Source organism: Thermoanaerobacterium calidifontis, assembly GCF_055381745.1.
In genome coordinates this window covers 1,125,798-1,140,399 of record NZ_AP042436.1, presented here as the reverse complement: position 1 = coordinate 1,140,399, position 14,602 = coordinate 1,125,798, and the positions used below count along the sequence as shown (strand labels likewise).

The 14,602-nt window shown below is 35.2% G+C and carries 13 protein-coding genes, 1 tRNA gene, 1 other RNA gene and 1 other annotated feature (1 of these 16 running past the window's edge); of the genes, 1 reads left to right on the top strand and 14 read right to left on the bottom strand.

What is annotated here, in order from left to right; translation table 11 throughout:
• Positions 1–64: a binding site (T-box leader), on the bottom strand (it extends 146 nt beyond the left edge of the window).
• A 47-nt stretch (positions 65–111) separates the two neighbouring features.
• The 8 genes from ACZ42G_RS05695 to ACZ42G_RS05660 all read right to left on the bottom strand — a co-directional run bounded on the left by ACZ42G_RS05695 (position 112) and on the right by ACZ42G_RS05660 (position 5,243).
• On the bottom strand, positions 112–357 hold the full coding sequence (locus tag ACZ42G_RS05695) for a TM1266 family iron-only hydrogenase system putative regulator (RefSeq protein WP_013788247.1): 246 nt from the start codon (positions 355–357) through the stop codon (positions 112–114).
• Positions 347–835, bottom strand: coding sequence for a DivIVA domain-containing protein (locus ACZ42G_RS05690; protein WP_014758873.1), 489 nt, complete (start codon positions 833–835; stop codon positions 347–349). Before ACZ42G_RS05690 ends, ACZ42G_RS05695 begins: the two co-directional genes overlap by 11 nt.
• A 27-nt stretch (positions 836–862) precedes the next feature.
• Positions 863–1,606 (bottom strand): YlmH family RNA-binding protein, encoded by a 744-nt coding sequence (locus ACZ42G_RS05685; RefSeq protein ID WP_085112580.1) that lies wholly within the window; start codon positions 1,604–1,606, stop codon positions 863–865.
• A gap of 12 nt (positions 1,607–1,618) precedes the next feature.
• The gene (locus tag ACZ42G_RS05680; RefSeq protein ID WP_085112581.1) at positions 1,619–1,909 is read right to left on the bottom strand and encodes a YggT family protein; all 291 of its coding nucleotides are present in this window, start codon (positions 1,907–1,909) and stop codon (positions 1,619–1,621) included.
• Between the two features lie 15 nt (positions 1,910–1,924).
• Entirely contained in the window at positions 1,925–2,335 is a 411-nt protein-coding gene (locus ACZ42G_RS05675; RefSeq protein WP_464851849.1) for a cell division protein SepF, read from the bottom strand.
• Positions 2,336–3,037 carry a YggS family pyridoxal phosphate-dependent enzyme gene (locus tag ACZ42G_RS05670; RefSeq protein WP_464851847.1) on the bottom strand — a complete coding sequence of 234 codons (702 nt, stop codon included), beginning with the start codon at positions 3,035–3,037 and terminating at the stop codon, positions 2,336–2,338.
• A gap of 11 nt (positions 3,038–3,048) precedes the next feature.
• Positions 3,049–4,233, bottom strand: coding sequence for a biotin/lipoyl attachment domain-containing protein (locus ACZ42G_RS05665; protein WP_085112584.1), 1,185 nt, complete (start codon positions 4,231–4,233; stop codon positions 3,049–3,051).
• Between the two features lie 83 nt (positions 4,234–4,316).
• Positions 4,317–5,243, bottom strand: coding sequence for a Gfo/Idh/MocA family protein (locus ACZ42G_RS05660; RefSeq protein WP_464851845.1), 927 nt, complete (start codon positions 5,241–5,243; stop codon positions 4,317–4,319).
• A gap of 298 nt (positions 5,244–5,541) precedes the next feature.
• Here ACZ42G_RS05660 and ACZ42G_RS05655 point away from each other — a divergent pair, with 298 nt between their 5' ends.
• The gene (locus tag ACZ42G_RS05655; RefSeq protein WP_085112586.1) at positions 5,542–7,644 is read left to right on the top strand and encodes a glutamine synthetase III family protein; all 2,103 of its coding nucleotides are present in this window, start codon (positions 5,542–5,544) and stop codon (positions 7,642–7,644) included.
• Positions 7,645–7,758: 114 nt separating this feature from the next.
• Here ACZ42G_RS05655 and ACZ42G_RS05650 read toward each other — a convergent pair.
• The 6 genes from ACZ42G_RS05650 to ACZ42G_RS05625 form a co-directional block, all read right to left on the bottom strand.
• A tRNA-Ala gene (locus tag ACZ42G_RS05650) sits at positions 7,759–7,831 on the bottom strand.
• Between the two features lie 9 nt (positions 7,832–7,840).
• Positions 7,841–8,190: a transfer-messenger RNA gene (gene ssrA, locus ACZ42G_RS05645) on the bottom strand.
• Positions 8,191–8,195: 5 nt separating this feature from the next.
• Positions 8,196–8,663: an SsrA-binding protein SmpB gene (gene smpB / locus ACZ42G_RS05640; protein WP_274892674.1), complete on the bottom strand. Its 468-nt coding sequence runs from the start codon at positions 8,661–8,663 to the stop codon at positions 8,196–8,198.
• 87 nt (positions 8,664–8,750) lie between these two features.
• On the bottom strand, positions 8,751–10,898 hold the full coding sequence (rnr, locus tag ACZ42G_RS05635; RefSeq protein WP_464851843.1) for a ribonuclease R: 2,148 nt from the start codon (positions 10,896–10,898) through the stop codon (positions 8,751–8,753).
• Positions 10,899–11,115: 217 nt separating this feature from the next.
• Entirely contained in the window at positions 11,116–13,746 is a 2,631-nt protein-coding gene (gene ppdK, locus ACZ42G_RS05630) for a pyruvate, phosphate dikinase (RefSeq protein WP_464851841.1), read from the bottom strand.
• Positions 13,747–14,562 (bottom strand): pyruvate, water dikinase regulatory protein, encoded by an 816-nt coding sequence (locus ACZ42G_RS05625; RefSeq protein ID WP_014758890.1) that lies wholly within the window; start codon positions 14,560–14,562, stop codon positions 13,747–13,749.
• Between the last annotated feature and the right edge of the window lie 40 nt (positions 14,563–14,602).

The following is a 14,602-nucleotide window of genomic DNA, read 5'->3' as shown; positions in this document are numbered from 1 at the left end:
TTCACCCACCGCCAACTCTCTTAAAAGTTTTGTTTGCATAAATTGTCCTCTTCATCGCTTTTTTTCGCATTTTAAATAATTATACAATATGTAAAAAAAGACGTCAACATCTTACGTTGTAATGGCAGACCTTACTTTTACACCTTCAATGCTGCCAAGCTTGCCAGTTAAAGCACCGATGTCATCCGTCGTACCGTCGACAATCAGCGATATTATTGACACATTTCTTTCCTTATATGGAATACCCATTCTGCCCACTATGATATCGGCATACTCGCTTAAAATGTGATTAACTTTTTCAGACGCCAACTCTCTATTTTGGACTAAGATCCCGATTACAGCAAGTCTATTCCTCATCATTTCTCACATCGTTCTCATCATCAAAAAATTCTCTATCGTCTATAGACAATATAGCTTCAAGCTCTCCTTCAAGGAGTGTTTTGAATTTAGCCTTAAATACATTCAATTTTTTCCTTTGATTTTCAAGCTCTGCTCTAATTCTTACTACTTCTTGATTGGCTTTCTGCATTATTTTTTCTGCTTCTTGCTGTGCTTGCTGTATTATTAAATCAGCTTCTTTCTTGGCATTTAACTTTAAATCTTCAGCCGACTTTTGAGCGACCACCAGCGTATTATTTAGCGTTTTTTCTATATCAGTATAATTCTGCAACTTATCATTTAATATATTTACTCTGTCCTTTAGATCGGAGTTTTCTTTGTACAATAGTTCATAGTCTTCCATAACTTTGTCTAAAAACTCATCAACTTCATTTTCATTGTAGCCTCTAAATGAACGCTTAAACTCCTTATTGTGTATGTCCATAGGTGTTAACATGCCAATCCACTCCTTGTCATCTTATTGTTATTTGTATTTTAAAATATGAACATATACCCTGCCTTTTCTCGATGTACCTAAAATTTCTTGGAGCTTGATCCTTCCATAACCTCTTAAAGACATGATATCACCTTCTTTTACTTCAAATGAAGGCGATATATTTGTCTCCCAATTCACTTCAGTAAGTCCAGCTTTTATCAATTCCGAAGCCTTTGTCCTGGATATTTTAAATCCCGACGCGATTATACTATCAAGCCTTACAGATGCAACAGTTGTTTTAATGTCCTCGTACTCTATTACAGGCTCTATAACCTCATCTAAGTCAATTGAACTAACAATAACCTTCTCTCGACCTATCTTTTTCAAATTCATCAAAACATAATCAGCTATGTCACTATGCACTATTACATCGCAGATTTCTTGTCTTTTAATTATATCACCAATTTTTTCTCTTTTTATACCTAGACCTAACAGTGAACCTAATACATCTCTATGTGACAACTTTGTCAAGTCACCATCTATCCTTATCCCCTTTATTACATCAAAATGTTCACCATCGGAAATCGTAAGATACAACGGATATATACAGGCTATTTTTCTCTCAGCCTCTTTAAATCCACCATCAAATCTACAATCTATATCGTCATATTTGTCAATCAACTTTAGCAGTATCTTCTGATCTCTCATGCTTAGAAAATCTGTAAATCTATCATGCCTATTTTTCTGTACCCAATTTATCATATCATTAAGTCTTGCAATGCTGTATTCCATTCCTTCACCCTTTTATATTAATGAAATTAAGCTTATTAATATTGGTCTTATCACATATTGGATAGCCAACATAGCAAGGATAGGCGAAAAATCTATCATCATATTTCTTCCAATAGATGACTTAAATTGCAACCTCCTAAAAGGATCCAAAATAGGCTCCGTAACGATGATGACAAATCGCGATATGGGGTTTCCCATATTCTCCATTCTCAAAAGAGATAATACCACCCTTATTACAATAAGCCAATTTACAATCTCAAAAAAGTAGTTTAATGTTAAGATCAAAGCATAGTTTGTCGTCAAATCATACCCTCCTCATTACTTTAAATTGAACATTGAATCGACTTCATCTTGTATATCACCAGCAATATCAAAATTGTCCGGCACAATTAAAAATATGCTATTAGCAATTTTCTTAATTTCTCCATTTAACGCAAAAACAGCACCACTTAAAAAGTCTATAAGCCTCTGAGCATCATTTCTTTCCATATTTTGAAGATCAATAATTATAGGCTTTTTATTTTTTATGTTTTCAAGTATTGTCTGCGCCTGTTCAAAACTATCTGGCTTTAAAATAATAACTTTTATCTGCGATTGTGTATGTATATTCACTATTTTTGGCTTTTGGCTAAATGGCAATTCGTTTTCAACTTTTTCAGTGTTCCCTTCGTCTTCCTGCTCATCAAATCCAAAAAAATTCATAAGCTTTTCAATCACTTTTACAGCCATTTATTTTACCTCCATATCATATAATCTTTTCCCAAAAATTCCTGTACCTATACGTATGATGTTGGCACCTTCTTCAATGGCAACAGTGTAGTCATTCGTCATACCCATAGACAAATACTTAAAGTCTAAATTTTTTTGATTTAAAGATTTAGCATTATCAAATAACTGTTTCATTTTTCTAAAATAAGGCCTTACATCTTCAGCATCTACATACGGCGCCACCGTCATCAGACCTTTTATTTTCAAGTTGCTAAAACCTTCAAGCTCCTTTATGAATTCCAACAAGCTTGACGGTTCAATTCCATACTTTGATTCTTCTGAACCTACATTTACCTCAATCAAACAGTCCATAATCCTATTGCATTTTTTGGCTCTTTTATCTATTTCTTCTGCAAGGCGCACACTGTCAAGCGAATGAATCATCTTCACTTTATCTATTATGTATTTTACCTTATTTGTCTGAAGATGACCTATAAAGTGGAACTGAACCTTATCCATCAATGTCGGATATTTGTCCACTAACTCTTGTACTTTATTTTCTCCAATATCCGTAATACCGTATTTTATTGCTTCTTCTATTCTTGAGACATCGACGGTTTTAGTCACTGCCACAATTAATATATCGTCAGGATTTCTATTAACTTTTAATGCATGCTTCTTGACATTTTCTTTTACTTTATCAATATTATAACATATATCCATAATAATCCCTCTTACTTCTTTAAATAGTCTTTACCATATACTAATATTTCGTCATACATTTTTAAATTTCCATCTGGACTTTCTACAACGGCACTTTCTGAATTTTGCACTTTTACGTCGACTTCTTCAAAGACAGGAATACCGTTATTTAATTTATAAACACCATATTTTCCATCAACTTTTACGATAGCCGTATTTGGCACAATAAAACCTTCATAGTTATTTACTGTTATATCGACTTTAACTTTCCTTCTTTTAAAAAAATCATTATAAACATCATTCATCTTTATCACTGCACCAAATAAATTGTCGGATATCGAATATATTTTCATTATGTGTCCGTCTAAAAACTGACTATCGTTGTTATCTATTTCTACTTTTACATTGTTTCCTTCTTTTAATTTTTGGCTCTGACTTTTGTCCAATACAGACAATACATACCAATCGTAATTGTCCATTAATTTTAATATCGGTTCACCTTGCTTTACTTCACCTTTTACCTCTGCTGGCTCTTTTTGTACTGCATTTATATCATTTAATGTGATGTTAAACAATTTGTTTACATTAAACACATCTTCATACCCATCAAAATAATCGCTTACGACTCCAGCTTCAGGCGAATATACCTTGTACAAGCCATTAGAAACAATGCTTTCTAATTGTTTTTTTTGACTATAAAGATCATCTAAATTTCTAATCGACGAAGGACCATTTTTGATTATCTGCTCTTTTTTGCTGGTCAAATCATCTATTTTTTTGCTTAAACTGCTTAAAACGCTCTTGTCTTTTGCCTGCTGATATTCTTTATTTAATTCATCTATCTGAGCGTTTATGTTTTCTATGTCTTTAGCATAGATACCCAAACTTTTATCATCCTTAATGCTCTGAATCTTTTCATCTATAGAATTTAGTTCATTCAATTTCGACTTATCAAAGTTTGGCGATACGACTTCAGCTATTTCCTTGCCTTTTGGCACTCTTGTCCCATTTTTTACTAAAATGTTAACTTCTCCATTAATCGGAGAATTTATGACCATTGCATCAACCACTATGTAACCGTAAGTATCTATTGATTCAGATAAGTTGCCTTGTTTAAGTGGTATTGTCTTATCTTTTCCACTTATAGTATTTACTGCAACTTTTCCTATGTAAAGTATGACTACAATCGCTATGATGATATTCAATATTCTCTTCATAAAACCACCTAAGATAATATTCTATAAAAAATCAATTTTTCCTCCTTTAAATTCACTCTTTTGCACTTATTTTATAAACTTTTTTATTTTATCTCTTTCACAATATCTTCAACTAATTGATGCGTCTTTAAAGAAAGCTTTATTTCATCATCATTTATTTCTTTAGAATTTATAGAACATAAAAAATTATTTACTGCACTTTCAAAACCTCTTATGTATGATACGCTGTCCCAAGAATGATGGCTATAAATAGATGCGGTTTCCCCATCAAACGTCTGCAATTTTTCGAGATTTTCAACTATTGCACTTTTTCCATAACCATGCAACTCCAGCACTTCTTCATCTATGCCGCTATTTCTATACATTACACCAATTGCAACTTTATCACACGAAGTAATTTCAATATCTATATATTTTAAGCTATTATTTTCCTTTATGGCTTTTACACGCGAAATATTTAGGCTTTCAACATCGCCAATTTGATGACACAGTGTATCAACCACATGTATAAAGTCATCGTAAAGGGTGAATTTGATATCACCCCCAACACCGCCGTTTCTATTTTTCTTCATTATGTACAACTCAGGTTTTCCATTTCCAAAATGCTCTGATGCCTTAATATAAAATGGTGCATATCTTCTATTAAAGCCAACAGTTAAAACAAGTGAATTGTTAAGTGCAATATTATAAAGTTTTTCAGTCTTTTTATAATCATCTGTCAAGGGTTTGTCTACATAAACATGGATATTATTTACAAGAAGTTTTTTCACAATCTCATAATGGCTATCAGTAGAAGTATGTACAAAAGCACAATCAGGCTTTAAAGCAATTGCTTCATCTATCGAAGTATATGTGCTAACTTTATAATTCTCCTTATACTTTAAAAGCTTTTTTTCATCTCTACCCACAATGCCAACTATTTCGAGCATATCTAAGTTAAATATGAATGGCAAATATGCCTTTTTGAATATATTGCCCGGTCCTACGATTATAGCTTTCAAATTCTTCATAACCTCACCTCTATAATTCATTTGCTTATTTTAGAAAATTTGTAAACATCGACATCTTTATGCATATTATATAACAAGTCAGGCATATAACCAAGAAAAGTACATGACTTTTAAAAAATGAAGGGCTTGCATTTGGATGAAATTTGTGATAATATTTAATTAATTATTTGTGAGAAAAATTAATAGTTAAAAATGAGACAAGGGCGTTTCATTAATATAGTTTGTGTGTATTAATGGCGTCCTTGTTTTGTTTATATTTTCCATTATTACCAAAAAAATAAATGAAAGGGGATTTTTTATGTCAGAAAATTCTTTGAAAAATATTTTTGGCGCCAATGTATTTAATGACGCAGTGATGAGAGAGCGTCTGCCAAAGCAAACATACAATGCTTTAAGAAAGACAATCGACGAAGGTTTGCCGCTTGACCCAAAAGTTGCCGACGTAGTAGCAAACGCGATGAAAGACTGGGCTATCGAAAAAGGAGCGACGCATTTTACACATTGGTTTCAACCATTGACAGGTATTACTGCAGAAAAACACGAATCTTTTATTTCTCCTACACCAGACGGTAAAGTCATCACAGAATTTTCAGGCAAAGAACTTATAAAAGGTGAGCCTGATGCATCGTCATTCCCTTCAGGTGGATTAAGGGCTACATTCGAAGCAAGAGGCTACACTGCATGGGATTGTACATCTCCTGCATTTGTCAAAGACAATGTCCTATACATCCCAACCGCATTTTGCTCATACACTGGCGAAGCACTAGACTTAAAGACACCTTTATTGCGCTCTATGGAAGCATTATCAAAAGAAGCATTAAGAGTTCTTAAGTTATTTGGAAATAACACTTCAAAAAGAGTCATAACAACTGTTGGTCCAGAGCAAGAGTATTTTTTGATAGACAAAAAATTGTATGAAAAACGCAAAGACTTAATATTAACAGGCAGAACATTATTTGGCGCAAAACCACCAAAAGGCCAAGAAATGGAAGACCATTATTTCGGCACCATCAGGGAAAGAGTTTTCGAATTTATGAAAGAACTTGATGAAGAGCTTTGGAAGTTAGGCATATCAGCTAAAACCGAGCACAACGAAGTCGCACCTGCTCAACATGAATTAGCGCCAATCTTCAATACGACAAACATAGCAACGGATCACAATCAGTTAACAATGGATATAATGAAAAAAGTGGCTTTGAGAAATGATTTAGTATGTTTATTGCACGAAAAACCATTCGCCGGTGTCAACGGATCTGGAAAGCACAACAACTGGTCTATGAGCACAGATGACGGTTTAAATTTATTAGATCCTGGAAAAACTCCACATGAAAATGCACAATTTTTGGTTTTCCTGTGTGCAGTTATCAAGGCAATCGATGAATACGCTGATTTATTAAGAGTATCATGTGCAACACCTGGAAATGACCACAGGCTTGGTGCAAATGAAGCTCCACCGGCAATAATCTCGATTTTCTTAGGCGATCAATTAACAGATATTTTAGAACAAATAGGCGAAACTGGTGGTGCTACAAACTCAAAGCAAGGTGGAGAATTAAAAATCGGCGTGACGACGCTTCCTACGCTTCACAAAGATTCCACCGACAGAAACAGAACATCCCCATTCGCATTTACCGGAAACAAATTCGAGTTTAGAATGGTAGGTTCTTCATCATCAGTAGCAACTGCAAACTACATCTTAAATACGATTGTAGCAGAAGTTTTATCAGAAATTGCAGATAGACTTGAAAAAGCTGATAATTTTGATGAAGAAGTTCAAAAAATATTAAAAGAGATCGTAATAAATCATAAAAGAGTAATCTTCAACGGAAATGGCTATTCAGAAGAATGGGTAAAAGAAGCTGAAAAGAGAGGACTTCCAAATATAGCTTCAACAGTCGATGCTATTCCTGCCCTTTTGAAAGATAAAAATGTGAAGGTCATGGAAAAACATGGCGTATTAAGCAAGGTAGAAATGGAATCTCGCTATGAAATAATGCTTGAAAACTACTCAAAGACTATAAACATAGAAGCGTTGACAATGCTTGATATGGCTAAAAAGCAGATTCTTCCGGCAGTCTTAAAATTCATTAAAAATGTTGCAGACTCTATAAACGCAGTCAAAGAAACTGGTTTAGACGCTTCAGTTGACGCACAAGCCGATTTATTGAAGGAAGTTTCTTCATTGACAGCCGAATTTAAGAAGAGAATCGATAATCTCGAAAGCGCCGTAAATAATGCATCAAATATTGAAGGAGATTCTTTTGCTGTAGCTAAATATTACAGAGATGAAGTATTCGCAAAAATGGGAGAGCTTAGAGAAATAGGCGACAAACTAGAAACATTAGTTGATGCTGATATTTGGCCACTTCCAACATACGCCGATATGCTTTTCTACGTATAATCATATATAAAAAACTATTGGGGGTAACCTCAATAGTTTTTTTAATGTTATCCATATTTAAATTACAGATCAATTAATATAATAAAAAGCCTCGGTTCTCAAGGCTTTTTTTAATGGAGATAAGGGGATTCGAACCCCTGGCCTCTACAATGCCATTGTAGCGCTCTCCCAACTGAGCTATATCCCCGAATATGTATGGTGGAGGTGCGGGGAGTCGAACCCCGGTCCGAAGGTGTCACAGTAAAAGCTTCTCCGAGCGCAGTCACTGTTTTGACATTCCCTCTGCAGCTCTCCCAGTGACAGGATAACTGCTTTGGTAGCTTCATAAAATCCGATTTATCTCAAAGCTTTGATAAATCAGTTCCCCACTAAATCGACGCCCAATCCTTTGATGTGGGAATCAAAGGTTGAACGGCTGCTTGTAATTAAGCAGCGTAAGCTAAATTATCGTTTGCGTTTATATTTAAGTCCACCGTTTTACGAGCAGATGGAACCTCGGCTCGCTACTTTTACCTCAACTACCCCCGTCGAAACCAGTACACCCCCGTATATCATATATGCTGACTTTCTTTAAAATGCCTTTCTATCTCCCTCTTAGCATCTCTTCTCGCCATATCTTCTCTTTTATCGTACAATTTTTTGCCTCTGGCAACTGCTAATTCCACCTTTACAAGCCCATGTTTAAGATAAACCCTTAAAGGAACCAATGTATAGCCTTTTTGAGTGACATAACCAGTCAATTTATTAATCTCTCTTCTATTAAGAAGCAATTTCCTCGTTCTAAGCGGATCTTTGTTAAAAATATTGCCTTTTTCATATGGGCTTATATGCATATTGTATAAGAAAACCTCATTGTTTTCTATACGAGCAAAACTGTCCTTCAAATTTACTTTACCCATGCGTACAGATTTGACTTCTGTACCAAAAAGCACAATCCCTGCTTCATAAACTTCATCTATAAAGTAGTCGTGACTGGCTTTTTTGTTTTGTGCAAGCACCTTTATATTTTCACTACTCATAAGAAAAACACCTTTTCTGTAAAATACATTGTTCCCTCACAGCACATGGGTCTGCGCTTAATTATTATAGCACATTAAATTCACATGTCAAGCACCTTCAACATCGCGGATTTCATCTGATGTAGCCAAGACAAAATCTATTTCCCTCCTGTCCACGTTAGCACCTACTACCTTTACGTACACAACATCACCTATAGAAAACTTTCTATTCGTTCTTTCGCCTATTAACGTATATGTTTCATCATCATAATGGTAATAGTCATCATCAAGAGTGTCAATATCGACTAATCCTTCTACTGTGTTATCTAACTCTACAAAGAAGCCATAATTTGTCACGTTGGCGATTATAGCTTTATATATATTCCCAATTCTTTCTTTCATGTATTCTACTTTCTTCAAATCTTCAATCTCTTTTTCCGCCGAATCAGCCGCTCTTTCCCTCTCTGAAGCTTTTAATGAAATGTCATTTAATATTTTGTTATAATGTTCCTGACGCTTCTCATTCAATTTACCATGAATATTCTCTTTGATAATCCTATGGATTATAAGATCAGGATATCTCCTTATAGGCGATGTAAAGTGTGTATAATACTGCGTCGCCAATGCATAATGGCCTAATTCCTCTGGACTATATCTAGCCCTCTTTAAAGACCTTAGTAGAAGCGTCTCAACGACTCTTTGTTCATTTTTGCCCCTCACTTGTTTTATAAGCTCTTGCAATGCTTTTGGATGTATTTCATCTCCTCCAATGCCCTTTATGTGATAACCTAAATTATGTATGAATTTATTAAATGCCATCAGCTTCTCCATGTCCGGATGCTCATGAACCCTGTACACAAAAGGCACGTTGATCCAATGCATGTGCTCAGCAACTGTCTCATTTGCAACAAGCATAAATTCCTCAATAATCCTATGAGCTATATTTCTTTCGACTTTTACAATATCAATTGGTTTTCCCTTTTCATCTACAATTATTTTTGCTTCTTCAAAATCAAAGTCTACACTACCGCGCCTTTTCCTTCTTTCTAACAAAATCTTTGCCAAATCTCTCATATTATTAAAATCTTCTATTAAATCTTTATATCGCTCTTTTAATTTTTCATCATTTTCTTCTAAGATTTTGTACACATTTGTATAAGTCATTCTTTCTTTGCTTCGTATTATGCTTTCAAATATATCGTGATCTACAACATTACCATTTTTGTCTATCTTCATCTTTACCGTAAGTGTCAATCTGTCCTCAGATGGATTGAGACTGCATATACCGTTTGACAATCTGTGTGGCAACATTGGTATGACTCTATCTATAAAGTACACGCTGCAACCTCTATTTAAAGCTTCCTTATCAAGCTCAGAACCTTCTTTGACGTAATGACTGACGTCTGCAATGCTGACATAAAGTACATAATCACCGCTCTCAAGTTTTTCTACTGCCACAGCATCATCAAGGTCTTTTGCATCTTCACCATCTATCGTTACAATATTTAAGTGACGCAAATCTATCCTTCCTGTTATTTCTTCACTTGATATTTTCTCTTGTATGTTTTCTGCTTCTTTTATGACTTTCTTTGGAAATTCTTCAGGTATGTTGTATGAACGAATCACTGACAATACATCTACTCCAGGATCGTTTTTCCTACCTAAAATTTCAATTATTTTTCCTTCAGGACTTCTCCGCTTTTCCGGCCACTTAGTTATTTTAACTACCACCTTCATGCCATCTTCGGCATTCATGGTGTCAGCCTTTGAAATAAATACATCTTGCGTAATGCTTCTATCATCGGGAACTACAAAACCAAAATTGCGGCTTTTCTCAAAAGTGCCTACAATGGTAGAATTAGCCCTCTTGAGTATTTTTACAACTTCTCCTTCCCACTTCTTCCCTTCAACTTTCTTTGTAACCCGAACAAGAACTGTATCATTCTGCATTGCACTGTTTAAATTATCTTTCGAAATAAATATATCCTTAATGCTTTCATTTTCAGGTATCAAAAAAGCAAACCCTCTTGATGTGGCATCTATTTTGCCTTTTATTATATCAAGTCTTTCTGACAAAGCGTACTTTTCATTTTTTGTCTTATATATTGTCCCATCTTTTTCTAAATCCTTTAATAGCTCCTCAACAATGCCCTTTTGACTGTAATCCACGTCAAGCATTTTTAAAATATTTTCAATCCTTGAAGGTTTGTAATTTTCGTCATTAAAAAGCTCTAACAATTTATCTTTAAAATTCATACCGATTCCTCTCAATCTATTAAATTAAGTCTAACATAATTAATAATAACCAAATTCTTTACATAGTTAATTTTCCATTTATCTATTATAATTATAACATCTACCATGAGAAATATTGAAGAAAGTTGCAAAAAAATTATGGTACTAAAATTCTATATATGTAAAAGGCTGCTGATATTATGCCAGCAGCCTAAAATATTTTATAATATATATTTCTTTATTTTTCATCCTTTATTGCAGCTTGTGCAGCAGCAAGTCTTGCGATTGGAACCCTGAATGGTGAGCATGATACATAGTCAAGTCCTACTTTATGGCAGAACTCAATTGACGATGGATCTCCACCATGCTCGCCACATATTCCTACATTTAACTCAGGTCTTGTCTGTCTGCCAAGCTTTGTACCCATTTCAACAAGCTTGCCTACGCCTGTTTGATCAAGTTTTGCAAATGGGTCAAAGTCGTAAATCTTCTTATCATAGTACGATTCTAAGAACTTACCAGCATCATCTCTTGAGAATGCAAATGTAAGCTGTGTCAAGTCATTTGTACCAAATGAGAAGAATTCTGCTTCTTTTGCAATCTCATCTGCTGTAAGGGCAGCTCTTGGAACCTCAATCATTGTTCCAACTAAATACTTAATGTTGGAATTCTTTTCTTTTAATACCTCTTCAGCCGTTTTTACGATTATGTCTTTTACATACTTCATTTCTTTTACATCGCCTATAAGAGGTATCATTATTTGTGGTTCAATATTAATACCCAGCTTATTTGATACATTTATTGCTGCTTCTATTATAGCCCTTGTCTGCATTTCAGCTATTTCAGGATACTTGACAGCAAGCCTGCATCCTCTAAATCCAAGCATTGGGTTAAATTCTTTAAGGCTTTCTACAGTTGCTTTAAGATCATCAAATGTCATTCCCATTTCATCAGCCAATGCTTTTATATCATCATCTTCATGTGGTAAGAATTCATGCAATGGTGGATCGAGAAGACGTATTGTAACAGGATGCTCGCCCATTGTCTCAAACAGTCCTTCAAAATCTGACCTTTGCATAGGCAGAAGTTTGTTTAGTGCATTTCTTCTTTGCTCTTCTGTCTTTGATACTATCATTTCCCTCATAGCAGGTATTCTGTCTTCAGCGAAGAACATATGCTCTGTTCTGCAAAGGCCTATTCCTTCAGCGCCAAAATCTACAGCAACTTTTGCATCCCTTGGTATATCAGCATTTGCCTTGACTTTTAGCTTTCTGTATTTGTCTGCCCAGCTCATCAATGTGGCAAAATTGCCTGTAAGAGAAGGTGGAACAGTCTTTATTTCTCCCAAATATACATTACCAGTGCTTCCATCAATTGATATGTAGTCACCTTCTTTAACTACGATATCACCAATCTTCATTATTTTCTGATTTTCATCGATCAATGCAGCACTGCAGCCAGCAACACAGCATGTACCCATTCCTCTTGCGACAACGGCAGCATGTGATGTCATACCACCACGACCTGTCAAAATACCTTGCGCAACAACCATGCCCTCTATGTCTTCAGGGGATGTTTCCATTCTCACAAGTACCACTTTTTCGCCTCTTGCCTTCACTGCTTCAACAGCATCATCTGCAGTAAAGTAGACTTTTCCTGCTGCTGCACCTGGTGATGCCGGTAAACCTTTTGCAATAGGCTTTGCTGCTTTTAAGGCATCAGCGTCAAACATTGGGTGCAATAATTGGTCAAGCTGTTTTGGATCAACCCTTAGCACTGCTTCTTTTTCATCTATTAAGCCTTCATTTACTAAGTCTATTGCGACTTTCAATGCTGCTTGAGCAGTTCTCTTTCCATTTCTCGTCTGAAGCATGTAAAGCTTTGATCTTTCTATAGTAAACTCGATATCTTGCATGTCTCTGTAGTGATTCTCCAGTTTATTTGCAATTTCTGTAAACTGGTTGTACACTTCAGGCATTATGTCTTTTAATGTTGATATTGGCTGTGGTGTCCTTATTCCGGCAACGACATCTTCACCTTGAGCATTCATCAAGAATTCGCCAAATAAAGCTTTTTCACCTGTTGCAGGATTTCTCGTAAACGCCACACCTGTACCAGAATCATTGCCCATGTTGCCAAATACCATTGTCTGAACATTTACAGCAGTACCCCAATCGCTTGGTATGTCATTTAACCTTCTGTAAACAATAGCTCTTGGATTGTCCCATGATCTAAATACGGCTTTAACAGCTTCTAAAAGCTGAATCTTTGGATCTTGTGGGAAATCAACGCCCATCTCTTTCTTGTACAGCTCTTTGTATCTCTTTACGACTTCTTTTAAGTTTTCTGCAGTCAAATCTGTATCGTATTTTGCACCATTTTCTTCTTTGACAGCGTCCAATATTGCTTCAAATTTATTCTTTTCAATTCCCATAACGACATCTGAGAACATCTGAATAAATCTTCTGTAGCTGTCGTATGCAAATCTCTCATTGTTAGTAGCTTCAGCAAGTCCTACAACGGTATCATCGTTTAACCCAAGATTTAAAATTGTATCCATCATTCCAGGCATTGAAACTCTTGCACCTGAACGTACTGAAACCAATAACGGATTTTTCTTATCGCCAAATTTTTTGTTGTTTATTTCCTCTAAAATAGCCATATTTTTGTAGATTTCTTCTACTATTTCATCAGATATTTTTTTACCATCTTCATAATATTTTGTGCAAGCTTCTGTTGTAACAGTAAAGCCTTGCGGAACAGGTAAGCCCAGATTTGTCATCTCAGCAAGGTTTGCCCCTTTTCCACCCAGTAAATTTCTCATGGACGCATTTCCTTCGCTAAACAAGTACACATATTTTTTAGCCATTTATAGTCCTCCTTTATTGATTTTATTTAATATTATGCTTGCTGTTTCCTCCACAGCTTTATTCGTTACATCAATCACTGTACAATCTAACCGCTCCATCACCTCCTTAGCGTAGTTAAGCTCTTTTATGATTCTATCTTTAGCAGCATAAACTGCCTTAGAATCCAACCCCAATGATTTTAGCCTTTCTTTTCGTATTTCTACTAAATTATCAATATTTATCATGAGACCAAATATTTTGTTGTGATCTATTTCAAACAGCTCTTTTGGCGGATCCACTTCAGGTACCAGCGGAAAATTTGCAGCTTTAATGTATTTATGCGCAAGGTACATACATAATGGCGTCTTTGATGTCCTTGAAACACCTAATATCACTACATCGGCCAACAATAGGCCGTTTACATCTTTTCCATCATCATGTTTTACTGCAAACTCAATCGCATCCATCTTTCTAAAGTAGTCTTCATCAAGTTTGCGCTTATGAAAAAACAATTCTGAAGGCGCAATACCTGTAGTACCTTCTATAGCATCCATAATAGGCCCCATCACATCGACGATGCGCAAATCATATTGCCTCGCTTTATTCAGAAGGTATCGTTTTAATTCATCGACTACCATTGTATGTATGATAAGGCTATTCTTATTATTAGAAGCATCTATTACTATTTCATCTATCTGGTTTTTATCACCAACATAAGGAAACTTTTTGATTTGACTTATATTGGTGCCAAATCTGGACGCGGCTATGGCTGCTACATGTTCCGCCGTATCAATGCTTGAGTCTGATACAAGATAAATGGCAACATTCTCATCCACAATAATTTTAGCCTCCTAAATAATAGCTGATACTAAAACA